The organism is Bacillus sp. GW821-FHT01G09, from assembly GCF_059422205.1.
The window spans coordinates 948,788-971,767 of record NZ_JBWKWL010000001.1 but is presented as its reverse complement, the minus strand read 5'-3'; the positions used below and the strand labels follow the sequence as shown (position 1 = coordinate 971,767).

General features: G+C 42.2%; 21 protein-coding genes and 1 pseudogene. 10 read left to right on the top strand and 12 right to left on the bottom strand.

Translation table 11 applies throughout. The features are described 5' to 3' along the window. Window positions 1–36: 36 nt before the first annotated feature. On the bottom strand, window positions 37–1,215 hold the full coding sequence (locus AC07VD_RS04795; protein WP_217017350.1) for a DNA-methyltransferase: 1,179 nt from the start codon (window positions 1,213–1,215) through the stop codon (window positions 37–39). Window positions 1,216–1,343: 128 nt separating this feature from the next. On the opposite strand from AC07VD_RS04795, the gene AC07VD_RS04790 reads away from it, so the two are divergent. Beyond that, window positions 1,344–1,595 (top strand): helix-turn-helix domain-containing protein, encoded by a 252-nt coding sequence (locus AC07VD_RS04790; protein WP_217017349.1) that lies wholly within the window; start codon window positions 1,344–1,346, stop codon window positions 1,593–1,595. 849 nt (window positions 1,596–2,444) lie between these two features. On the opposite strand, the gene fbp is transcribed toward AC07VD_RS04790, so the two are convergent. Continuing rightward, window positions 2,445–4,370, bottom strand: a complete 1,926-nt coding sequence (fbp, locus tag AC07VD_RS04785) for a fructose-1,6-bisphosphatase (RefSeq protein ID WP_494721520.1) — start codon at window positions 4,368–4,370, stop codon at window positions 2,445–2,447. A 481-nt stretch (window positions 4,371–4,851) separates the two neighbouring features. Here fbp and yydI point away from each other — a divergent pair, with 481 nt between their 5' ends. Then, entirely contained in the window at window positions 4,852–5,481 is a 630-nt protein-coding gene (yydI, locus tag AC07VD_RS04780; RefSeq protein WP_014481448.1) for a YydI family epipeptide exporter ATP-binding subunit, read from the top strand. A 20-nt stretch (window positions 5,482–5,501) separates the two neighbouring features. Continuing rightward, window positions 5,502–6,224: a YydJ family epipeptide exporter permease subunit gene (yydJ, locus tag AC07VD_RS04775; protein WP_003226987.1), complete on the top strand. Its 723-nt coding sequence runs from the start codon at window positions 5,502–5,504 to the stop codon at window positions 6,222–6,224. A 130-nt stretch (window positions 6,225–6,354) separates the two neighbouring features. On the opposite strand, the gene AC07VD_RS04770 is transcribed toward yydJ, so the two are convergent. Further along, a complete protein-coding gene (locus tag AC07VD_RS04770) occupies window positions 6,355–6,513 on the bottom strand; it encodes a hypothetical protein (RefSeq protein ID WP_087961422.1) in 159 nt (52 codons plus the stop codon). A gap of 28 nt (window positions 6,514–6,541) precedes the next feature. Continuing rightward, window positions 6,542–7,252: a GntR family transcriptional regulator gene (locus AC07VD_RS04765; RefSeq protein ID WP_217017338.1), complete on the bottom strand. Its 711-nt coding sequence runs from the start codon at window positions 7,250–7,252 to the stop codon at window positions 6,542–6,544. Window positions 7,253–7,408: 156 nt separating this feature from the next. Here AC07VD_RS04765 and AC07VD_RS04760 point away from each other — a divergent pair. The 4 genes and pseudogenes from AC07VD_RS04760 to AC07VD_RS04745 all read left to right on the top strand — a co-directional run. Then, window positions 7,409–7,489: pseudogene (locus AC07VD_RS04760) on the top strand (PTS sugar transporter subunit IIA); the annotation flags it as partial. A gap of 106 nt (window positions 7,490–7,595) precedes the next feature. After that, window positions 7,596–7,898, top strand: a complete 303-nt coding sequence (locus AC07VD_RS04755) for a PTS sugar transporter subunit IIA (RefSeq protein ID WP_254149886.1) — start codon at window positions 7,596–7,598, stop codon at window positions 7,896–7,898. 13 nt (window positions 7,899–7,911) lie between these two features. Continuing rightward, window positions 7,912–9,351, top strand: a complete 1,440-nt coding sequence (bglA, locus tag AC07VD_RS04750) for a 6-phospho-beta-glucosidase BglA (protein WP_069964434.1) — start codon at window positions 7,912–7,914, stop codon at window positions 9,349–9,351. A gap of 287 nt (window positions 9,352–9,638) precedes the next feature. Beyond that, window positions 9,639–10,991 (top strand): polysaccharide pyruvyl transferase family protein, encoded by a 1,353-nt coding sequence (locus AC07VD_RS04745; RefSeq protein ID WP_123374087.1) that lies wholly within the window; start codon window positions 9,639–9,641, stop codon window positions 10,989–10,991. A gap of 111 nt (window positions 10,992–11,102) precedes the next feature. Here AC07VD_RS04745 and ahpF read toward each other — a convergent pair whose 3' ends face one another. From ahpF to gntR, 6 genes are all read right to left on the bottom strand, one after another. Next, on the bottom strand, window positions 11,103–12,632 hold the full coding sequence (gene ahpF / locus AC07VD_RS04740; protein WP_217017336.1) for an alkyl hydroperoxide reductase subunit F: 1,530 nt from the start codon (window positions 12,630–12,632) through the stop codon (window positions 11,103–11,105). 13 nt (window positions 12,633–12,645) lie between these two features. Further along, entirely contained in the window at window positions 12,646–13,209 is a 564-nt protein-coding gene (gene ahpC, locus AC07VD_RS04735; RefSeq protein WP_015483942.1) for an alkyl hydroperoxide reductase subunit C, read from the bottom strand. A 466-nt stretch (window positions 13,210–13,675) separates the two neighbouring features. Next, a complete protein-coding gene (gene gnd / locus AC07VD_RS04730) occupies window positions 13,676–15,082 on the bottom strand; it encodes a decarboxylating NADP(+)-dependent phosphogluconate dehydrogenase (RefSeq protein WP_285299775.1) in 1,407 nt (468 codons plus the stop codon). Between the two features lie 22 nt (window positions 15,083–15,104). Continuing rightward, window positions 15,105–16,451: a gluconate permease GntP gene (gene gntP / locus AC07VD_RS04725; RefSeq protein ID WP_003243139.1), complete on the bottom strand. Its 1,347-nt coding sequence runs from the start codon at window positions 16,449–16,451 to the stop codon at window positions 15,105–15,107. A gap of 28 nt (window positions 16,452–16,479) precedes the next feature. Next, entirely contained in the window at window positions 16,480–18,021 is a 1,542-nt protein-coding gene (gntK, locus tag AC07VD_RS04720; RefSeq protein WP_217017334.1) for a gluconokinase, read from the bottom strand. Continuing rightward, on the bottom strand, window positions 18,014–18,745 hold the full coding sequence (gene gntR / locus AC07VD_RS04715) for a gluconate operon transcriptional repressor GntR (protein ID WP_003243132.1): 732 nt from the start codon (window positions 18,743–18,745) through the stop codon (window positions 18,014–18,016). The genes gntK and gntR overlap by 8 nt, the downstream gene beginning before the upstream one ends. A gap of 195 nt (window positions 18,746–18,940) precedes the next feature. On the opposite strand from gntR, the gene AC07VD_RS04710 reads away from it, so the two are divergent. Together AC07VD_RS04710 and AC07VD_RS04705 are read left to right on the top strand one after the other, a co-directional pair. Further along, window positions 18,941–20,089, top strand: coding sequence for a glycerate kinase (locus tag AC07VD_RS04710; protein WP_024571488.1), 1,149 nt, complete (start codon window positions 18,941–18,943; stop codon window positions 20,087–20,089). A gap of 92 nt (window positions 20,090–20,181) precedes the next feature. Then, window positions 20,182–21,213: a polysaccharide pyruvyl transferase family protein gene (locus tag AC07VD_RS04705; RefSeq protein WP_494721521.1), complete on the top strand. Its 1,032-nt coding sequence runs from the start codon at window positions 20,182–20,184 to the stop codon at window positions 21,211–21,213. Between the two features lie 40 nt (window positions 21,214–21,253). Here AC07VD_RS04705 and AC07VD_RS04700 read toward each other — a convergent pair whose 3' ends face one another. Together AC07VD_RS04700 and AC07VD_RS04695 are read right to left on the bottom strand one after the other, a co-directional pair. Continuing rightward, complete coding sequence (locus AC07VD_RS04700) at window positions 21,254–21,946, bottom strand: LrgB family protein (protein WP_003227015.1); 693 nt, start codon at window positions 21,944–21,946, stop codon at window positions 21,254–21,256. Next, window positions 21,916–22,320: a CidA/LrgA family holin-like protein gene (locus AC07VD_RS04695; protein ID WP_009968420.1), complete on the bottom strand. Its 405-nt coding sequence runs from the start codon at window positions 22,318–22,320 to the stop codon at window positions 21,916–21,918. Before AC07VD_RS04695 ends, AC07VD_RS04700 begins: the two co-directional genes overlap by 31 nt. Before the next feature lie 226 nt (window positions 22,321–22,546). On the opposite strand from AC07VD_RS04695, the gene AC07VD_RS04690 reads away from it, so the two are divergent. Beyond that, the gene (locus tag AC07VD_RS04690) at window positions 22,547–22,978 is read left to right on the top strand and encodes a MarR family winged helix-turn-helix transcriptional regulator (protein ID WP_003243994.1); all 432 of its coding nucleotides are present in this window, start codon (window positions 22,547–22,549) and stop codon (window positions 22,976–22,978) included. The last annotated feature ends 2 nt before the right edge of the window (window positions 22,979–22,980 follow it).

Here is a 22,980-nt window from a genome sequence, read left to right as displayed (position 1 = left end):
AGAAGCTGTAATTGTATTATTACAGCTTCTTTTTGTTTACTCATTAAAAGTATCGGCTAACCAGTGTCCATTTTGAGTACGTATTGTTTTCATTTCTTCAGTAAACAATACATTCTTCTTACTTTGAATATCTAATATTTGTTTTTTATGAAAATCAATGTCTTCAAAACGCTTAATTATTGAATTAATTGGTCCAATTTCACATCCAACCCATTTACGTTTTAAAATTTCACTAACTATGAAGGTTGTCCCACTACCACCAAAAGGATCAAAAATAAGATCCCCTTCTTCTGAAGCCATGCTTATAACTCTCTCTAATAACTTTAAAGGGAGTTCGTTACTCTCTCTTGATTTATATTTACTATGCCTAACAGGTGATAAATCCCGCCAAACATCTGTTAAATTTAGCCCATTCTTATTTAACTTATGTTTATATCCACCATAATCTTTTATATCTCCTCCACAATGTCTGCAGATTTCTATTGGAAGACGTTGATTGTTAAAAGTACTAGGTTTTTTCCCTTTTGTATAGTAAAGAAGAGAGTAGTGGGCTGGATATAGTTTGTTTGGAATGGGTAATTGATATTTTATATCAACAGCAATCCATTGCCTAAAATTAAGATATTTATTAAGAATAGATGATATATGAGTATTCCATACAGGCAGGTTCCAAACAAAAAAAGATCCGCCTTCTTTTAACAATTCTACGCAGCTTAATACCCATCTTTCTGTCCATTTTAGATACTCTGTTTTACTTAGCTGGTCATTAATTTTTGATTCGTACTTTTTGTTTAAATTAAATGGTGGATCTGCAAAAATAAGATCAACAGAATTTTTAGGCAGGTTTTGCATTAAAGATAAACAATCATCTTGATACAACTCTCCAAAATCTGTTTTGAAAATGGGTAATTTATCATTTTTTTTGTTACTTTCTCGATCATACTGTGGATTTTTTATTAGAGTATTAATCTCAGATGAAAACTTCGCTAATAAATCTATAGTATCAGAATCTAATATTCCAAGTTTTAGTTTAAATTCAAATTCAGATATATTAAGTTCTTTTAATATTTTATTTAAATCTTCATTAAAAGGAAGAATTGATTCCTCGTTGTACATTTTTAATTTTGAAACAGGAATGCTAGTTTTTCTGGAAAAATATAGAAGTTCTTTTTGATTCTTGATATTTAATGCTTTGAAAAAATTATTTGTGAACAAATATATTACCACCTTTAAGAAACCTCTATTGTTCATACTATAGTGTGAGGATTCTGTGGAATAATTATAATATAATTTTCACATCAAATAAACACTTTTAAATTTTTAATTAACAGTTGGGAGTACATATGAAAAGCGAAAAGAATCATATTGATGCATCGTTAATTGATCTTGGAAAAAGAATTAGACATTTAAGAGAAAGAAAGGGCTATTCTCAAGAAACATTAGGTTTTAAGGCGGGACTACATAGAAATTATATTAGTAAGCTTGAATTAGCTCAAAAAAATCCCACATATACAACATTGATAAAATTATCAAATGCCTTAGAAGTAAACATTGAGGATCTTATAAAAGATAAAAGAGATGTCATTCAAGGATAAAATCTTCTATTATTTGAATAACTAAATCATCCTATTCTAGAGTTATTCATAGTTTAAAAATATAACAATTCATTCTTTAGCTTGTTCTTTTTTGTGAGATCTTTGACCTCGTTAGTGCCTGAAATGATAATATTTTTACTTTAGTGGGAGTTGAGTAAGTACAATCGATTTTGAATAAATGAATTTATATACACAGTTAAGGGGAATTCCCTATATCCTTATTTATTGAGTTAGAGCTTTTGTTATCTATGTATACCAATTAAGTTTTTTATATGTTTACAATAGTTTTGTATCTTTTCTTGTTTCTAACCTAACCGACTTTAGGTGCGCACACTTTGGAGTTCACTTGTGTTTTTCTATCTATATTCATCATTTTTCTTTAAGTTAGAAATTTTTCCTCAATCATTAGAACAGTAAGGTTACAGTCTGCATTAAATGTTTTTAGCGCCTCTTCATCTTCTCCCCCCGACTTTAATGCGAAATCAATGCTGTTTACTTTTTTGCAATTTTCTAATTGATTTGAGTGAACAAACTTGACTCCTTCTTATAAATGAATAAATAAAAGAGATCAAAAAACTCTTGTTCTTGGTCCTTTCGTGAGAAATCAATCACTTCTTCGATACCTTGTAACTATGATTTATCCAATTGAACAACTCATACGACTTTAACGCATCAGAAAGTGTACGTCATAACTCTGGTTCTCCCGCTACTTTCTGAAAGTATGGTTAGTTTTTTTATTCTTTTAAGTTTCATTTTCCAGCCATAAAAAAAACTCCCCAAGGCAAACAGATTTTTTATCCAATCTGTCTACCTTTAGGGTTATATTATCATCACCGAACCCCCTATACCTCACTTCATATACCGATACTCCCGCAAACTCTCCAAAATCGCAACTTCCTGCAACAATTCCTCACCAACATTCGTTTCCTTCACTTTCTTCCGCTCAAGCTCTTTGTCCACTAATCGCTTCACCGTTAAGACGTCGGTTCCGGTGCTTAGGACTTCTGCCTTGGAGTTGAAGTGTTTATGGGCGACGAGCTGCATGCCGTAGGAGTTGTATAGCAGTGTGTAGCCGGCGATGCCTGTTGTGGATTGGTAGGCTTTGGAGAAGCCGCCGTCGATGACGATCATTTTTCCATTTGCTTTGATTGGGTCTTCTCCTTCGATTTCTTTTACGGGTGTATGGCCGTTAATGATATGGCCATGATCTGGATTGAGGCCGAATTCTGCCAGGATGTTTCGGCAGGTTGCCTCGTCTTCGCGTAAATAGTAATACGGGTTTTTCTTTTCTTTATGTGTTTCCTTTTCTTTAATGAAATATCGCTCAAATGTCGTCATGGCGCGTTTTCCGAAGAGGGAGGAGTACTCGCCTGTCCATAAATACCAGGCCATATCTGTCTCCAGGTCATCGGTTTCTTCCGGGTGAGCAAAGGCTTCTCGCAAGAACCGTTCAAATACATCGAGCAGCTCACGGCCCGCATACGGTTTATCCTCAATCATCATCGTTTCCATATTGCCGTTTTCATCAACTGGAATACAGCCGTGAATCAACAGGTTGCCGTTATATTTTAAATAAAGGCTGCCTTTTTTCATCATAAAATTCATATGGCGGCCCAGCTTTTCGGAATGCTGGACAGAGAATAGCAGCTTGTCTATGACTTCTGCTTCTTCTTCTAATAGCTGATCTGGCTGCTCCGGATTAATCGTCGCAAAGCAGGTGTTTTCCAGTTGATATGTTTTTCCGTTTAGCGTGATTTCATTTTTGTCATAATCTATTTTCTCTAATAACAGCCGCTCTTCCATATTAAAGTTCGGCCGTCTCTTGATAATCGGGCTCTCAAGCTTGAATTGGATCATGGCAATCGCTTGATGGATTTTTGTGATTTGCTTAATCTCATCCTCTGGCCTGTTGTCGTCTGCTTTTGGACGGAACGCTGGGTTATCATCGTAATATTTTTCAGCCAGGTTCAGCAGCGGTCTCAGGTTGATGCCGTACACGTCTTCAATAATATCCAGGTTGTCATAGCGGGCACAGATGCGGATAATATTGGCCAGGCACACTTTGGAACCGGAGTAGGCGCCAATCCAAAGGACATCGTGATTTCCCCACTGAATATCGACAGAATGATAGTTGATCAGTTCTTCCATAATTCTATCCGGCTGCGGGCCGCGGTCATAAATATCGCCGACCACATGCAGATGGTCGACCACCAGCCGCTGAACGCTGTAAGCAAGGCCGGTGATCAGCTTATCGGCTTGGCCAAGCTCAATGATCTGATCAATGATTTCGGAGTAATATTGCTCCTTGTTGCCTGCTTGTTCTGTTTTGTATAGCAGCTCCTCCGTAATATAAGCAAACTGGGCAGGTAGTGCTTTGCGCAGTTTGGAGCGGGTATACTTGGAGGAGCAATAAGAAACGAGCTTAATCATTCGGTTAATCGTTTCTTTATACCACTCGTTTAACGCTGCTTTGGCATCAAAGTCATGTTTGATTAATTTCAGTTTGTCTTCCGGATAATAGACCAATGCTGCTAATTCATCGATTTCTCTATCGTAAATGACACCGCTGAAGATGTCGCGTATCTTCTCTTTGACTCGTCCTGAACCATTACGCAGCACGTGCTGGAATGCCTGATACTCCCCGTGCAAATCACTGACAAAATGCTCAGTGCCCTTTGGCAGGTTCAATATCGCTTTCAAATTAATGATTTCTGTTACCACTTTTTCTTCACAATCGTATTTTTGAGCGAGTAGATCTAGGTACTTGCTTTCCAAAATCGTCCATCCCCTTTTTAGAATAAACCCCTATATATGATCATGTGCATGATAAGGTGAATTTAAAAGTATGTCATTATTTTTAAACATTGGACCTTTATATGATAGTACCGCATAACTGCTTTTAGAGACAATTAAAACGAGTGAAAGATTAAGGCAGCTAGAGCTGAAAAACCTTTCAGCAGAATCTACGGAGGAGGTTATTTAGTCAAGGGCTTAGGCTAAAAGGTTCAGTATCCTCCTTATTGTTGTTATCAATATGCATTGATATGGTATTGACGATCCATTTATTTAGCTTGTTTGTCAGTTATCTTGTAAGGAATTGCCTTGAGGAAACTGCCGTTGTTGTACATTGAGTGTTATATATTGTAAACTAGAGTAAAAGATATCCAGATTAATCATCGAAAAACATTTCTTACAGTTCCAAACCGGAAACGAAAGAGGTACCTTGAAAATACAAATATTTCCTAGGAGTATGTATATGAATATAGCGAATTACACTTTAAAAGTGAAAGGCAAAACGTTACTTCAGGACACCGACTTGCATTTTTCGAGCGGGAAAATTAATCATGTTGTCGGAAAAAATGGAGTCGGTAAATCACAGCTTGCTAAAGACTTTTTGTTGAATAATAGCAAAAGAATCGGCAGAGATATTCGTCAAAATGTTTCTTTAATATCCAGCTCGTCGAATATACCTAATGATGTTTCTAAGGACTTTTTATTACACTTTTTGAGTAAAAAATTTGATGCAGAAATGATAGATAAAATCGCACATTTACTTAATCTGGATAATATTGATGGAAAAGTTCTGATCAAAAATTTGAGTGATGGACAAAAGCAAAAATTAAAATTGCTCAGTTTCTTATTAGAGGATAAAAATATTATTGTTTTAGATGAAATAACGAATTCATTAGACAAAAAAACGGTTATAGAGATTCATGGCTTCTTAAACAAGTATATTCAGGAGAACCCCGAGAAGATTATCATCAACATTACACATGATTTGTCTGATTTAAAGGCGATAGAAGGGGATTATTATATATTTAATCACCAAGAAATTCAACAATATCATTCAGTGGATAAATTAATTGAAGTGTATATAAATGAGTAATAAAACAGTGGGGGCTTGAGATGAAATTAGAGTTTAAAAAGAGTATTAGCAACAAAGTTATCATTATTTTAGGAGCAATGTTTGTATTTTTATTTTTGCTGGGTTATTTTTTACTTGTTGGAATTGATAAAGTCAGTAATGTTACACCTGAAATGTTTTTCTTTAGCTCCTATACTGTTGCGACCCAGTTTGGTTTGATGTTATTTTCATTTGTTATAGCTTTCTTTATTAATAGAGAGTATTCAAACAAAAATATTCTCTTTTACAAGTTAATTGGAGAGAACATCTATACTTTCTTTTATAAAAAGATAGCTGTTTTATTTTTAGAATGTTTTGCATTTATAGCGCTAGGCCTGCTAATCATATCGTTGATGTACCATGATTTTTCGCATTTTGCATTATTACTTTTTTTATTTTCTGCAGTTATACTGCAGTATATTCTAATTATCGGAACTATAAGCATGTTATGTCCTAATATATTAATTAGTATAGGTGTCAGTATCGTTTATTGGATGACTTCTGTTATCTTAGTAGCTATAAGCAATAAAACGTTTGGTTTCATTGCTCCTTTTGAGGCAGGTAACACTATGTATCCCCGAATAGAAAGAGTGCTGCAATCTGATAACATGACACTTGGGAGTAATGATGTTTTATTTATTATTTTGTATTTAGTTTCAATTATTATCATAAATGCGATTATCCTTCGCTTTTCTAAAACTAGATGGATCAAAATGGGCATTTAATAAAGGGAGCTACTTCACAATGAAGTAGCTTTTTATGTGCACCTATATATCATTAACATCAAGATTAATGCATGTGACTGGCTGAGTTTGTTAAGGGAAGGATGTTTTACTGTTTGCATCGCCCAAACTATTATTGTTTTTCTTTCACCATCTTTATAAAAAGGAAAAAGATAATAAATACGATAAAGTAGTTCATTGGATTCTTAACGATGCTCATCTCTAGTGAAATCTGTAAGAGTATCCAGAGCGCAAAGATGGCTAGTATTGCAGGAATGATGATTTTGTACATGTCGACCACCTTCCATAGTGAAGCAGCCCTATAATAAAAAACTATTAGCCTGTACGACAAACTGCGACTGCTTATAATTATACGAAATCTTCGAGTAATCAAACGGCTGCCCATTTGTCAGGTGAAAAATACTTTCTATATACAGCTTCGGCAGTCCAGCCTCTAATCCCAAATATTCCGCTTCCTCCTCATTAAGCTGGCCCACGTGCAGAAACAAATCAGAAAAACCAATCTTCAACCCCAGTCCTTCCCGGATGTAATGGAAGATGGAGTGGGAGACGATTTCGTTGTTTAAATACGTCACGATCAATTTGTTGTAATAGGATTCTTCGTAGCAAAGGGTCTGGCCGTTGATGTAGCGGACCCTTTTGACATAGTAGATGTCCTCGTCTATTTCGATGTTCAGATTTTCTGCCGCTTCCGGTGTTGGCTTTCTCACGTCCAGTTCGATGACTTTTGAGGTGACGTGGAAATCCTCGAGGTCTTTTTTAAATCCCTGATTCGACAGAAGGCTGATATAGCCTTTTCGTTTATGTTTTCTGACGAAAATGCCGCTTCCTCTGACCTGAAAGATCGCGCCTTTTTGCTCTAATAGCTCGAGGGACTTTGTGATGGTGCTTTTGCTGACTTCAAACTGGGCCATGAGGGTTTCTAGGACTGGCAGTTTGTCTCCCTGCTGAAGCTGGTGTTCTTCTATATATGTTTCAATTTCCGCTGCGATTTGCTGGTATTTTAACATACGCATTCCTCATTTATTCGTTTAGTTTCACTTGTCAAAATTATAGCATAAACCGCTTACAATGATAGTTAGTGCGTAAATATTTTGTTTCGGCATTGATAAATTATACCGGTACAATTATAATGAAAGCGTAACCAAAACGAAGGGGTGGGTGAAATGTCGGGGAAAGTGAGAGGTTATACGAGACTAGCAAAAGACATTTTAGAGGCCGTAGGCGGGGAAGAGAATGTGATTGGGGCTTCTCGCTGCGCTACCAGACTTCGATTGGTGCTGAAGCGGTCTACCCCTAAAGCGAAGGATATCGTGAAATCGATGCTACCATCCCGGCGTCATTACGGTTGTCATGGTTACGCCTACAAAGCATGCGATTGGCCTGCGTTCAGCGTCCGGCGTCGAATTGCTTGCGCACATCGGGCTGGATACGGTGACATTAGGCGGCACTCCTTTTTCCTTGAAGGTAAAAGAAGGCGATACCGTTAAAAAAGGCGAAGTGCTTGTTGAGTTTGATAAAGCTTTCATTAAAGAGAAAGGGTTAACAACGATTACCCCTGTCATCATCACGAATTCACATGCGTACCAGGAAATTCTGATTGAAGAGATTGAGGAAAGTGCATTGCATCAAAAAATATTTACAGTCGTAAGCTGAGGAGGAATTAAACATGGGAAACATGCCAAAGGATTTTTTATGGGGCGGTGCTTTAGCTGCCCACCAATTTGAAGGCGGATGGAATCAAGGCGGTAAAGGGCCGAGTGTCGTCGATGTGATGACAGCGGGTGCGCACGGCGTGCCGAGAAAAATCACTGACACGATTGAAGAAAACGAATTTTATCCAAACCATGAAGCCATTGATTTCTATCACAGATACAAGGAAGATATCGCTTTGTTTGCGGAAATGGGATTAAAATGTCTGCGGACGTCCATCGGCTGGAGCCGGATTTTTCCGAAAGGCGATGAGGCTGAACCGAACGAAGCTGGTTTGCAGTTTTATGATGATGTGTTTGATGAATTGCTGAAGCATGGGATCGAGCCGGTCATTACCCTGTCTCACTTTGAAATGCCGCTGCACCTGGCAAGAGAATATGGCGGCTTCAGAAACCGGAAAGTCGTGGACTTCTTCGTCAACTTCGCAGAGGCTTGCTTTACCCGTTACAAAGATAAAGTGAAGTACTGGATGACATTTAACGAGATTAACAACCAAATGGATGTGAACAATCCGTTGTTCCTATGGACGAATTCAGGTGTTGTGGTTGGCGAAAACGAAAACGCCAAGGAGGTCATGTATCAAACGGCACACCACGAACTAGTGGCGAGCGCATTAGCAGTGGCAAAAGGAAAAGACATCAATCCAGAGTTCCAGATCGGGGCCATGGTATCACACGTGCCGATTTATCCTTTCTCCTCCAATCCTGAAGATGTGATGCTGGCTGAAGAAGAAATGAGGCAGCGCTATTTCTTCCCTGATGTACAGGTGCGTGGTTATTATCCAAGCTACGCGTTGAAGGAATTTGAACGCGAAGGCTACAACATCACATTCGAAGACGGCGATGATGAGATTTTGAGAAACGGAACCGTCGATTACTTAGGCTTCAGCTATTACATGTCAACAACTGTGAAAAGCGATGTGAAAAATGATAACACTGGCGATATTGTCAATGGCGGCTTGCCGAATGGTGTCGAAAATCCGTACATCACATCGAGTGACTGGGGATGGGCGATTGATCCAACCGGGCTGAGATATACGTTAAATCGTTTTTATGACCGATACCAAATCCCGTTATTCATCGTTGAAAATGGCTTTGGCGCAGTGGATACGCTGGAGGAGGACGGCAAGGTTCATGATCCGGAACGCATTCAATATTTAAAATCGCATATTGAAGCATTGGAAAAAGCGGTCACGTACGACGGTGTTGATTTAATTGGCTACACGCCGTGGGGCATTATTGATATTGTCTCCTTCACAACTGGCGAAATGAAAAAACGCTACGGCATGATCTATGTTGATCGTGACAATGAAGGAAACGGATCCATGAAACGGTATAAGAAGGACTCCTTTGAGTGGTACAAAAATGTCATTCAAACGAACGGAGAGGAACTATAAGAAGCTGGCCCGAATCGAGCACTTTTACCGGAGTGCCTGGTTCGGGTTTTTGATATGATCCGACCCGATATCCAATAATGGGAATAGATTACTAGCGCTGATTGTATGTTATGATTTCACCTGTAAGATCCTTTTTTGTATAATTTAATATTAGAATGGAAGAAAGGGAGAGAGTTTGTGAGTAAAAAGGGATGAAAGCGGGTGTCCGGCTGAAGTTTTAAGATCATGATAGAGTTCCCTAAGCAAATCTCCTGAAAAAAATTTGGCGAGGAAGGGGCAACATCACATTGAAAAACATTTTAATAAGAGCTGGCATATCACCATTTGATACATTTAATGCAGCTGAAATGATTGTTCGCAACTCCATTGGCGGCAACGTAGGAAACCTAGTATATGCCTACAGTGTGTTTCGCACGCTGATGACAGAAGGAACGACGATTACTCCTGATTATTATCGGATTAATCCAGCGGATGCTGAACAAATTAATACAAATTATGATATGTATATTATTCCGCTGGCAGATGCATTCCGCGAGGATTTCGTGCCTTCTTTACGGAAATATACCCAATTAATTAAGAAACTAACCATTCCGGTTGTTGTGATTGGTGTTGGTTTGCGGGCTCCGTTTGAACCAAAATTAAATGAAGGTTTTCCTTTTGATGAGGATGTAAAAGCGTTTGTAAGTGCTGTGCTGGAGAGATCAAATATGATCGGTGTCCGCGGTGAAATTACAGCGAAATACCTTTCCAGATTAGGCTTCCGTGAAGGCATTGACCATACGGTGATTGGGTGTCCTTCTATGTATGCGTTTGGCAGAGAACTGAAGATAAGAGAAACTAATATCACAACAGAATCTATGGTGACGGTTAACTCATCAAGGCTGTCTCCAAAGCATGTGCTGGACTTTATTACGAGAAGCATGAAAGAGTTCCCGAATCATTACTTTATCCCGCAATGGCGAAAAGAAATGATTCTGACGTATGCGGGTGCGCCTGCGCTAGCGAAGCCTGCTGATAATTATCCGGTCAGCATGGAAGACCCGGCTTATCAGAATGATAGAGTCCGATTCTTTTTAAATGTGCCGACTTGGCTGGATTTCCTGAGAAAAGCCGATTTGAGCTTTGGCGCAAGGCTGCATGGAAATATCGCAGCGACGATTGCCGGTACACCGAGCCTGTTGCTTCCGAAAGATGCCAGAATGCGTGAATTAGCTGAGTACCATCAATTAACGCATGTCATGGCAAATGAGATAACCGATCAGACAAAACTGTCAGAACTAATTGAAACACTTGATTTTCATCAGCCTGAGAAACGGCAAGCGCAAAACTTTGACCACTTCATCAGCTTCTTGAATCAAAATGAATTAGACCATATTTATAAAGAGAAAGCGATTCCTGATACCGTTCCTTTTGACGAAAAACTATCTAAGACGAAGCTTCTTCCGGCTGTGACTACAGTTAGCGGCTGCAGTTCCACAGAAACAGCGAAACGCTGGGAAACGCTAGTGGCATTAGAAAATGCCAAAAAGGAAAAAACCATTAAAGATCTGAAAAAAAAGGTCAAAAAGTATCAGGGCACGTTAAATAGAAAATCAGTGCGTATCGCTTTAAAAACAGCAAATATGCTGAGTGTGAAGTGACCATTCACTAACATTACAACTATATTACAGTTGTATAAAACATGCAATATTTTTGGAATAAAAAAGAAAGCCGCAATGCTGCCAATCTGGCAATATTGCGGCTTTCTTATATCAGTTACGGATTAGGTAATCAAACGCGCCGAGGGCGGCAGTTGCACCTGATCCCATAGAAATAATAATTTGGTTGTACGCACTGTCTGTGCAGTCGCCGGCAGCAAATAAGCCTGGTATGCTTGTTGCGCCGTGTTTGTCGACAATGATTTCGCCGATGCGGTTGCGTTCAACCGTTCCTTCTAACCATTCTGTGTTTGGCACGAGACCGATTTGGACGAATACACCTTGAAGTTCAACGTGTTTTTCTTCGCCTGTTTCGCGGTCTACGTATGTGATGCCGTTAACACTCTGATCACCTGTGATTTCTTTTGTTTGTGCGTTTTTCACGACAGTAACGTTAGGCAGGCTGTAGAGACGTTTTTGCAGGACTTCGTCTGCTTTCAGTTCCGGCGCGAATTCTAGTACAGTAACGTGATTGACAATACCTGCAAGATCAATCGCTGCTTCGATACCAGAGTTTCCGCCGCCGATTACCGCAACGTCTTTGCCTTCAAACAATGGCCCATCACAGTGCGGGCAGTATGCGACACCTTTGTTTTTGAACTCTTGTTCACCGGGTACGTTGACATTGCGCCAGCGTGCACCTGTTGAAAGGATCACTGTTTTACTTTTCAGGACAGCGCCATTTTCGAGTTCAAGTTCGAACAGATCTTTCTTCTCAAGGCGTTTCGCACGCTGAAGGTTCATGACATCAATATCATATTCCTTCACATGCTCTTCAAGACTTGCCGCAAGCTTCGGTCCTTCCGTCGCTTTGACGCTGATGAAGTTTTCGATGCTCATGGTGTCGAGCACCTGTCCGCCGAAGCGCTCAGCGACAACACCAGTGCGGATGCCTTTACGTGCAGTGTAGATCGCTGCACTTGCACCAGCAGGTCCGCCTCCGACAACAAGAACGTCAAACGGCTCTTTGTCAGCAAACTCAGATGTATCTGCGCCGCTGCCCATTTTCGCAAGGATTTCTTCAAGCGTCATACGGCCGCTTCCGAAGGATTCGCCATTCAGGTAAACGGTCGGCACTGCCATGATGTTTTTGCTTTCAACTTCTGCTTTGTATGCTGCACCGTCAATCATCGTGTGCGTAATGTTCGGATTCAGCACGCTCATCATGTTTAAAGCTTGTACAACATCAGGACAGTTGTGGCATGTCAGGCTGATATAAGATTCGAAGTGGTATTCACCGCTGATCTTCTTCACCTGATCAATGACTTTTTGGTCCACCTTAGGCGGTCTGCCGCTCACTTGGAGCAACGCCAACACTAATGATGTAAATTCGTGGCCCAGAGGGATACCAGCGAAAGTTACGCCAGTGTCTTCTCCGACACGATTGACACTGAAGCTTGGCGTTCTGTTTAATTCAGCTTTTTCAACTGAAATTTTCGATGACATGGAAGCCAGCTCATCAACGAGAGCCAGCATGTCCTTAGAAGTGTCATCTTCGCCTGCGCTAACTTTGAGAACAATGTCATTCTCAATTAGCTGCATATATTGATTTAATTGTGCTTTGATGTTTGCATCAAGTACCAATTGAATGCACTCCTTAGATTTTACCTACTAGATCAAGGCTAGGTGTAAGAGTTTCGCCGCCTTCTTCCCATTTAGCCGGGCAAACTTCACCTGGGTTTTGACGAACGTATTGAGCTGCTTTTACTTTGTTTACAAGGTTGCTTGCGTCACGGCCGATACCGCCTGCATTGATTTCAACAGTTTGGATAACGCCATCTGGATCGATGATGAATGTTCCGCGGTCAGCAAGACCAGTTTCTTCGTCAAGAACATCGAAGTTGCGAGAGATTGTTTGAGATGGGTCACCGATCATTGCGTAAGTGATTTTGCCGATTTTTTCAGAGCTGTCATGCCAGCCTTTGTGTACGAAGTGAGTATCTGTAGAAACAGAGTATACTTCAACACCTAATTCTTTAAGAGCAGCATATTGTTCTTGAAGATCTTCAAGCTCAGTTGGGCATACGAAAGAGAAATCTGCTGGGTAGAAGCAGAATACGCTCCATTGGCCTTTCAAATCTTCGTTTGTTACATCGATGAATTCACCGTTTTTGAATGCTTTTGCTTCGAATGGAAGTACTTCTTTACCGATTAAAGACATAATGTATATTCCTCCTAAAAATGTATTAGAAAGCATATTCGCTTTCAATAATAATTCTAATTATATATGAATTATTAATTAATATATATTTTTTGTCAAGCGATAACCTACTTTTTTTCAACTTATTTAAGGTATGACAGGTAGGATTTAGGTATTTCTTTTATAACAAATGAGAGGCTGATTCTCAATTAGACAAGGTTTTCAGGGACTTTTGTAAATCAGAATGACAGGCCGTTTTGGCATTTGAACATTTTATGACACCATGGGCAAGGGGCAAAGGACAATGACAAAAAGCAGAATAGAACGGAACAGCAAGCTGCTGTCACATGATAATCTTGGGGATTGTTTCTAGCTATTATTGTATCACTGTTTATGATATTTAAAACATAACTTATGTCTTCTGTTGTTTGAGATAGAAGAAAAAAACACGGTTCAGTTGAAAACTGACCGTGTTTTTGATGACAGGTTATTCAGACCAATTCGTATGGAAAACGCCGTCCATATCAGTCCGTTCGTACGTGTGAGCGCCAAAGTAATCGCGCTGTGCCTGCAAGAGGTTCGCATTGGAACGCCCTGTGCGGTAGCCGTCGTAATAAGAGAGCGCGGTAGTTAAGCATGGGAAAGAGATTCCGGTGCTGATACCCTCGCAAACGACTTTTCGCAGGCCTGTTTGATAGGCATGGAGCTTATCTGTGAAATAAGGCGCGATCAGCAGGTTAGCCAGATTTGGCTGCTCACTGAATGCTTCGCTGATCACGTTTAGGAAATCAGCGCGGATGATGCAGCCGCCTCGGAAAATCAAGGCGATGTCTTTGAGCGGCAGATTCCAGCCGTAAAGCTCAGATGACATCTTATATTGGGCAAAGCCTTGTGCATAGGCGCATACTTTCCCCATGTAAAGAGCCTGTCTGACGTATTCAATCCAGGTGTCTTTATCCAAGTGTTTTTCTTCGGCTTCTGGGCCTGCTAATACATCTTGAGCTGCCATCCGTTCTTCTTTTAAGGATGACAAGTAGCGGGCGAACAAGGACTCTGTGATGATCGTGGACGGGATGCCGTTATCAATCGCCTGCATGCTCGTCCATTTTCCGGTGCCTTTTTGTCCGGTTTTATCAAGGATGACATCGATCAGAGGCTGTCCTGTTTTTTCGTCTTTTTTGCGTAAAATCTCAGCTGTAATCTCTATTAAATAGCTTTTTAGCTCACCTTGATTCCATGTTTCAAAAATAGATGCAATTTCATCTAGCGGCAGACGAAGCGTTTCTCTTAGAAACGTATACGCTTCTGCAATCAGCTGCATGTCTGCATATTCAATGCCGTTGTGCACCATCTTTGTAAAGTGCCCTGCCCCTTTTGGTCCGATATAGACACAGCAAGGGTCATCTCCGACTTGAGCTGCGATTTTCGTCAGGATAGGAGCGGCTTTCTCATAGACGTCGCGATCTCCGCCCGGCATGATGGAAGGCCCTGTTAATGCACCGACTTCACCGCCGGAAATGCCGACTCCCAGGTAGCCGATCCCTTTTTCCTTCAGCTCGTCATATCTTCTTTCTGTGTCTTCATAGTGGGAGTTTCCTCCGTCCATGATGACGTCGCCTTCTTCAAGCAAAGGCATTAATGATTGGATGACGGAATCTACGGGTTTTCCCGCTGTGACCATCAAAAAGATTTTTCTTGGTTTTTCTAACGATTGAACAAAGTCCTCAAGCTCGTAATACGGGCTGAGAGATTGTCCATCCAGCTTTTGGACAAGCTGGTCCGTTAAATCTCTGGTGTAATTATAGACAGCGACGTTTTCGCCTTTATTTGCCATGTTTAAGGCGATGTTGCTTCCCATTACGCCTAAGCCTATGACACCAATCGTATTGAACATGTGTTACAGCTCCTTCTTAATTTCATACAACTAAACTTAACAATAAAATGAATCCCAGTCCAGCAACGGAAATAATGGTTTCCAGCAATGTCCATGTGGCAAATGTTTCTTTCATGCTTAATCCGAAGTATTCCTTGAACATCCAGAAGCCGGCGTCATTGACGTGTGAAGCGATGACACTTCCGGCGCCTGTTGCGAGTACGACTAACGCCAGGTTAACATCAGAATGGCCCAATAACGGAATGACCAGACCTGTTGTGCTTAGTGCGGCAACAGTCGCTGATCCTAGAGAAATGCGCAGGATCGCCGCGATGAGCCATGCCAGAATGATTGGCGATAATGCCGTTCCTTTGAATAAGTCTGCTACGTAATCGCCGACACCGCCGTTGATCAGCACTTGTTTGAAGGCGCCGCCTCCTCCGATGATCAAAAGCATCATGCCGATTTGTGAAATGGCAGTTGAACAAGAATCCATCACGGTTTTGACTGGAATGTTGCGCTTGATGCCCATTGTATAGACTGCGACCAATAACGAAATAATCATAGCAGTCGATGCGTTTCCAATCAATCTGATAAAAGCTAAAACTCCGTTATCTGCAAACCCGATTGTTTCTTGAAGCAGGTCGATAATGGTCGCGACCGACATGATGATAATCGGGAGCATTGCGGTAAAGACACTGATTCCAAAGCCGGGTGTTTCTTCAAGGTTAAACGTTTTTTGTGTGCCGAGTGATGCAATATTGCCGTTTTTCGCAAATGATGCAGGAACGATTTTTTTCGCGAACTTTGTAAATAACGGCCCTGCGATGAGCACTGTCGGAACAGCAACAATAAAGCCGTACAGCAGCACTTCTCCAATGTTTGCGCCATACTCACCGGCGATCGCCGTAGGTCCCGGGTGCGGCGGCAGGAAACCGTGTGTGACGGATAGTGCCGCGACCATCGGGATTCCGAGAAATAAAATAGAAATCTTCAATTCTCTTGAAATCGCAAAGACAATCGGAATTAATAGAACCAGTCCTACTTCAAAAAATAACGCAATCCCAATAATGAATGAGGCAATGACAACGGCCCATTGAATATTTTTCTCACCGAATTTGTTGACGAGCGTCATCGCAATGCGCTGTGCGCCTCCTGAATCCGCGATCAGCTTGCCCAGCATCGCACCGAGTCCGAAGATGAGCGCGATGTGGCCAAGAGTCCCCCCTATTCCTGCTTCGATGGAGCTGACAACTTTATCGAACGGCATCCCGAGTGCCAGTGCCACGCCGAACGATACGACCAGCAGGGAAATAAATGTGTTTAATTTTAAGCCCATAATCAGAAATAGTAATGCTAAGATCCCAAGTGCAACGATGATTAACGGCATGGTAATGCCCTCCCCTTCATGTCATGTACTATTTGTGTGTGATTAAGCCCCTCTGATAATCTGCAATTTGTGTATATTGATTTTCTAATAATCTTGATAGATTGATGAAAATCGGCATTAATGTTCTGTATTCCTTGGCTGAGTCTTCGATCGGCGTATGTCTGTATGTGCTGCCGATCATGTCGGACACGGCGTCGAATGAGTCAATTTTTCCTGTTGCATACAGGCCTAAAATGCAGGCGCCGAGACATGAGCTTTCGTAGCTTTCCGGAACGACAACCTCTGATTCGAAGATATCCGACATCATTTGGCGCCAAACCTCCGACCTTGCAAATCCCCCTGTCGCTTGGATGCGGGTTACCGGGCCATCCATGCATTCAGTTAACGCCAAGAACACCGTGTACAGGTTGTAAATGACGCCTTCCAATGCCGCGCGTATCATATGCTCTTTCTTATGCGACATGGTCAGGCCGAAAAATGAGCCGCGTACATCCGGATTCCACAACGGAGCGCGTTCTCCGGCGAGATATGGGTGGAACAGCAGACCGTCAGAACCGGGTCTGACGCGTTGGGCAATTTTCGTCAGCACGTCATATGGATCAATGCCCAGCCGTGTCGCTGTTTCGATTTCGGAGGAGGCAAACTCGTCTCTGATCCAGCGAAGGACGATGCCCCCATTGTTCACAGGTCCCCCAATAACCCAATGCTTGTCCGTCAAGGCATAGCAAAAAATTCTCCCTTTTTCATCGGTTTGCGGCTTGTCAATAATCGTCCGGATGGCACCGCTTGTACCGATGGTAACGGCGATTTCGCCCTTTTTAATGGCGTTGACGCCGAGGTTGGACAGCACGCCGTCGCTGGCGCCGATGACAAAAGGCGTTTCCGGATCGATTCCCATTTGGATCGCTATTTCCGGGCTGCAGTGCTGAAAGATCTGGGTTGTTGGCACGAGTTTGGATAAGTGATCCGGCGTGATGCCTGCGATGCGCAGTGCCTCTTCGTCCCAATCCAAGCCTTTCAGGTTCATCATGCCTGTCGCTGATGCCAATGAGTAATCGATGACATACTCATTGAACAGCTGTTTAAAAATGTATTCTTTGATGCCGATATATTTCTTTGCCTTGGAAGCGATTTCTTTCCGTTCATTCGTGATCCAGGCAATTTTACTTAACGGTGCCATCGGATGAATCGGTGTTCCCGTCCGTTTGTACACCTCATGTCCGTTCAATTCCTCTTTGATCTTATGCGCCCAGCCTTCACTTCGGTTGTCGGCCCATGTGATGCATGGTGTCAGCGGCTTGTCATTTTCGTCGATTGCAATGACGCTGTGCATGGCGCTGCTGAACGAAATGAAAGAGATCTGTTTTTCGGGATGCTGTTTTGTAATTCTCGCTGTTGTATGGATGACTGCCTGAAATATCTCTTCCGGGTTTTGTTCAGCTGTTGAGATGTCCAGTGTATAGAGCGGGTAGCCGATGCTTTCTTTCTGTACCACATCTCCGTTTTCACTGAACAGCACAGCTTTTGTGCTTGTCGTGCCGATATCGATTCCTAACATATAACTAGTCATTGTTGTATTCAGCTCCTTTTGCCAGCATTTGTTGTGAGAGCCATAGGTCTTCTACCTTATCCTGCACATCATCAAAGTTTTGGTGAAGAGACTGAATCATCAGCGCCCTATCCTTTGTTTTGATGGCTTGAATATAAAGCTCGTGGTTATCTAAAATCCTTGTGAAGTCTTCATACTTTTCCTTTAACCGTACCCGCATCGATAAAAGAATAAAGCTTTCCATGACGGGTTTTAGATTGTTCCAGATCATCTGAATGTATGAATGATCAATCGCTCGGATAATGGTTTCATGGAACAGCACATCTTGAAATGAAAATTCGTCAGCGTCCTCATATTTGATTGAGACTTTCATCATTTCAAGAATTTTGCTGAGATCCTTAACTAAAGGCTCAATGTCTATTTTGACAAGCCGTTCAAAGACAAATGTTTCTAATAGTAACCGCACATCATAAATTTCCGCGATTTTCTTCTCAGTTAAACCAATTACGACCGCTCCCATTCGTTCTAAGCGGATGATTTTTTCGGATGCGAGTATTTTTAGCGCTTCGCGAACCGGCGAACGGCTTACTGAAAACTCGGCGGCGATTGTATTTTCTGATAAAATGGTACCGCTTTCAATCAGGCCTGAAACGATCCGCATTCTCAGCTCGTATGCGACACGAACCCCGGTTGACGCTTTTGAGAGCCATTTTGCGGGATACAACAGGTCTTTGGAGTCTAGCATACACTCACCTTCCTCACTCAAGAAGTATACTTGTATACAAGTATGATAACGTGAATATTTCTTTTATGCAAACACTTTCATTTCTAATTTTTAATAAAATTTTTCCCAATCATTATGGTATTTATTTCTAAATGGAATATGGTACATTGGAGATAACTAGCATAAGTGAATCATGTTTTGAAAGAGGCGATTTGGATGAAAATCATCATTGCACCTGATTCTTTTAAGGAAAGCTTATCAGCTCTGGAGGCCGCAGACGCGATAGAAAGAGGTTTCAAGTCGGTCTTTCCGGGTGCTGATTACAGAAAATTGCCGATGGCGGATGGCGGCGAGGGAACTGTTCAATCTCTGGTCGATGCGACCAACGGAAGGATCATAGAGCAAGTTGTCACAGGGCCGCTGGGGGAACCGGTGAGAGCTTTCTTTGGCATGATGGGAGATGGGAGAACAGCTGTGATTGAAATGGCTGCTGCTTCAGGATTGCATCTGGTGCCTGTAGATAAGCGAAATCCGCTCATCACTACAACAAGGGGAACGGGAGAATTAATCGGAGCAGCTCTTGATGCGGGAGCGGAGCGGTTGATCATCGGAATCGGCGGAAGCGCCACGAACGACGGGGGAGCCGGGATGATTCAGGCATTGGGCGGAAGGCTTCTTGATAACTCAGGCAGCGAGATTGGCCCAGGGGGCGGCGCGTTATCTCAGCTTGCATCAATAGATGTTAGCGGGCTTGATTCCAGATTGCGGAATGTCAAACTGGAAGTTGCCTGTGACGTGGACAATCCGTTAACAGGACCAAAGGGTGCTACGGCTGTTTTCGGGCCGCAAAAAGGCGCGACGGCCGACATGCTGGATGTACTAGACCAGAACGTAAGCCATTTCGCTGATATGGCAGAAAAAGAGCTCGGATCAACCTTCCGAGATACAGAGGGCGCCGGTGCAGCGGGCGGTCTTGGATGGAGCCTGCTGACTTATCTTCAGGCTGACCTGAAAAGAGGCATTGATATTGTCCTTAATGCGGTTGATTTTGAAAGTATCGTTCAGGATGCAGATCTTGTGATTACCGGCGAGGGACGGATCGACAGCCAAACGGTTCATGGAAAAACGCCGATCGGCGTAGCCAAGGCGGCTAAATCATACGATGTGCCCGTCATCGGTATTGCGGGATCAGTATCACGAGACAGTGATGCCGTCTATCAACACGGAATCGATGCGCTTTTCAGCATCGTTCCCGGAGCCGTGCCGCTAGAAGACGCGTTTGAACATGCCGCGGAATATATGGAAAGAACGGCGCGGGACATTGCAGCGTCTATCCAATTGGCGAAAACGATGTTTCTGATATAGCCGATGCACACGCCAATGCATAGCCATCCTTCTTTTTGGGTAGAGACAGTTAACACACAATGAGGAATTCATCCCAGAAGGAGGACGCAGATATGACTGTACAAGAAATCAAAGGAAAAAAACTAGTAAAAGGCATTGCGCCAAATGTGGAGCCGGAAGCTCTGTTAAATGATAAACGAAAAGTATTTTTGTTTGGTTCCCCTAGTTACACAAACATTGGCGACCAAGCGATTGCGTATGCGGAAGAGAAATTTATCAAAAATCATTTTCCGTATTATGAATACATTGAGATTATGGATTATGCGACGGATGAGGGCATTGAACTGGTGAAGGAGATCATTCGTGAAGACGATATTGTCTGCTTTACAGGCGGAGGGAATTTAGGAAACCTTTATCTTGATATTGAGGAAGACAGAAGAAAGGTCTTTTCGGCGTTTAAAGACTACAAATCAATTTCTCTGCCACAATCCGTTTATTTTGAGGATACAGAGGAAGGACAGAAGGAAAAGAAAAAAACACAGGATGCGTACCATCAAAATACAAACTTAACGATTGCTGCGCGTGAGACGCAAACACTGGATGTTGTGAAGGAGACCTTCAACTCCAATGTGATCTTTACACCGGACATGGTGCTTTCCTTGGATATTGTGCCGCGAGAGCTCGAGCGGGACGGCGTTCTCTTTATTTTAAGAGCGGATAAGGAGAAAGTGACTGACGAAGATTTTATTTCACAGATGAAGCAATGGGCAGAAAAAACAACTTACACAGAGCGTATCGATACGGTGCTGGATACGGTAGACACCATCGATTACGCTGATCGTGAAAAGCATTTTATGGAGATGCTGGACCGCATCGGCTCCAGTAAATTGGTGATTACCGACCGCCTTCACGCGATGATTTTCTCGATTATCACCAAAACACCTTGCCTTGTCTTTGGAAACAGCTATGGCAAAGCCAAACATTCATACCGGGATTGGCTTGAAAGCTTAAACTTCATTGAGTATACGGATAAGAATGATGTTGAGGAGCTGGAGCGTATGATTGACCGCCTGCTTCAAGCAGAACCGAATGACGTTGATTTATCTAAGGACTTTCAGCCGCTGATTGATTTTTTTGCTTCATAAACGAAAAAGACTGCCCTCCCCCCGGGGCAGTCTTTCTTTGTTAAATATGAAACAGCCAGACGACGAGCGGGCCGAAGAATGAGCCGAGCACCGCACAAAGCGTCATGGAGACGGAACTCATGGATACGGCCAGTTCCCCATATTCCAATGCTTTGGAGGTACCCAGTGCGTGGGAGGCGCTGCCTAATGCAATGCCTTGTCCTAGGGAACTGCGTATGCGAAGCCATTTTAGGAAAAGCGGCCCGAGGATGACGCCTGAAAAGCCCGCAATCATGACAAATACGACTGTCATGGAAGGGACGCCGCCAAGACCGGCGGCGATCTGAATAGCGACAGGGGTTGTGATCGATTTTGGCAGAATGGATAATAAGAGATCATGATCAATCCCGAATGCTTCTGCGAAGATCAGCCCGCTGATCATTCCCATGCATAAGCCGACCAGGACGCCGCCTAAAATGGGAACACAATGTTTGACAATGATATGCCATTGCTTATAAAGCGGATAGGCCAGCGCCACAACAGCCGGCCCAAGCAAAGAATTGATCCATTTCCCCCCGATCATATAGCCTTCATAGGAAACATGGAACATCATCAAAGCCGCTACAATCAAAATGGTCGTTGTGAGAACGGGGATCAGAAATGGAAGCGGGAATCGCTTATAGAGTTTGACCATCGCTAAATAAGCGGCAACTGTTAAAAGAATTATAATGATCGCGATACATGCTTGCTGCATTTCTCTTTCTCCTCCCGTTTTTTTGCTTTTTTCTCTAATAGCTGGCTGGCGAATCCAGCCGCAATGATCGTGACGATGGTGCTGAGAACGACTGTAATCAGCAGCATCAGGCCATTGAATGAAATGAGAGACGGATAGTTTATCACTCCTGTCATTGCCGGGATGAACAACAATGGAAGGAAGGATAATAAAAACCCTGCTCCGTCTTCAATGATGGAGACGGGAACAATACGGAGGCCCAAGCAGATCAGAAGCAATACCAATCCAACGATGCTTCCTGACACGGGTAAATGAAACAGATGCTGAATGGCTTCCCCGATCATAAAAAATACATATAATATCAACACTTGCAAAATAATTCGTATGACTTTCACATCAAGTGCTGCTCTCCAATCAGAACAGCTTCCTCCTTTCTGGTGCTTGCTTCTAGGATGGTTCTGAGGAATCGCTTTACTTTCTTTTTATATGATTGTACTATACAAGTATAATGATTGATTTAGTCATATAACGACTTGTATTTATTCAGTTAATGTACATTTGTATTATACAAGTATATATGATGTTGTCAATGCCGGAGATTGGAATAGGGAGCGAGAGCGATTGCAAAATCAAAATCCAGTTGAATTAATTGAATATGAGCTGACGACTTTTATCAGGAGAGCTGTTTATCTGGATCAATCAGAGAAAAGAACAGGGAATTTGGAGAGATCTTCGTACTTATTACTGAGACAATTGGATGAGTTTGGGCCTGCTCGTGTTAAGGAATTGGCAGAATCGTTTAAGCTTGATATTTCTACTCTTTCAAGACAAGCAGCTGCATTAGAGGCAAAGGAGCTCATCTATCGTTTCTCAGACCCATCTGATGGGAGAGTCAGCCTGTTTACCATTACAAAACTCGGCAAACAACTATTAAAAGCCGATCAGCAAAAGCGCCTTGAACGTTATGAACAGATGCTGAAAGAATGGTCAACACAGGAAAAAGAGATGTTCGGCGAGCTGCTGCAGCGTATGAACAAGGCTTTTATCGATTAACA

Excerpts from the sequence above, each read along its gene's own strand:
- AC07VD_RS04790 (WP_217017349.1), top strand. The coding sequence starts at position 1,344 with ATGAAAAGCGAAAAGAATCATATTGATGCATCGTTAATTGATCTTGGA.
- yydI (WP_014481448.1), top strand. The coding sequence starts at position 4,852 with ATGAATATAGCGAATTACACTTTAAAAGTGAAAGGCAAAACGTTACTT.
- yydJ (WP_003226987.1), top strand. The coding sequence starts at position 5,502 with ATGAAATTAGAGTTTAAAAAGAGTATTAGCAACAAAGTTATCATTATT.
- AC07VD_RS04770 (WP_087961422.1), bottom strand. The coding sequence starts at position 6,513 with ATGTACAAAATCATCATTCCTGCAATACTAGCCATCTTTGCGCTCTGG.
- AC07VD_RS04765 (WP_217017338.1), bottom strand. The coding sequence starts at position 7,252 with ATGTTAAAATACCAGCAAATCGCAGCGGAAATTGAAACATATATAGAA.
- AC07VD_RS04755 (WP_254149886.1), top strand. The coding sequence starts at position 7,596 with ATGGTTACGCCTACAAAGCATGCGATTGGCCTGCGTTCAGCGTCCGGC.
- bglA (WP_069964434.1), top strand. The coding sequence starts at position 7,912 with ATGGGAAACATGCCAAAGGATTTTTTATGGGGCGGTGCTTTAGCTGCC.
- ahpC (WP_015483942.1), bottom strand. The coding sequence starts at position 13,209 with ATGTCTTTAATCGGTAAAGAAGTACTTCCATTCGAAGCAAAAGCATTC.
- gnd (WP_285299775.1), bottom strand. The coding sequence starts at position 15,082 with ATGTTCAATACGATTGGTGTCATAGGCTTAGGCGTAATGGGAAGCAAC.
- gntP (WP_003243139.1), bottom strand. The coding sequence starts at position 16,451 with ATGCCGTTAATCATCGTTGCACTTGGGATCTTAGCATTACTATTTCTG.
- gntK (WP_217017334.1), bottom strand. The coding sequence starts at position 18,021 with ATGACTAGTTATATGTTAGGAATCGATATCGGCACGACAAGCACAAAA.
- gntR (WP_003243132.1), bottom strand. The coding sequence starts at position 18,745 with ATGCTAGACTCCAAAGACCTGTTGTATCCCGCAAAATGGCTCTCAAAA.
- AC07VD_RS04710 (WP_024571488.1), top strand. The coding sequence starts at position 18,941 with ATGAAAATCATCATTGCACCTGATTCTTTTAAGGAAAGCTTATCAGCT.
- AC07VD_RS04705 (WP_494721521.1), top strand. The coding sequence starts at position 20,182 with ATGACTGTACAAGAAATCAAAGGAAAAAAACTAGTAAAAGGCATTGCG.
- AC07VD_RS04700 (WP_003227015.1), bottom strand. The coding sequence starts at position 21,946 with ATGCAGCAAGCATGTATCGCGATCATTATAATTCTTTTAACAGTTGCC.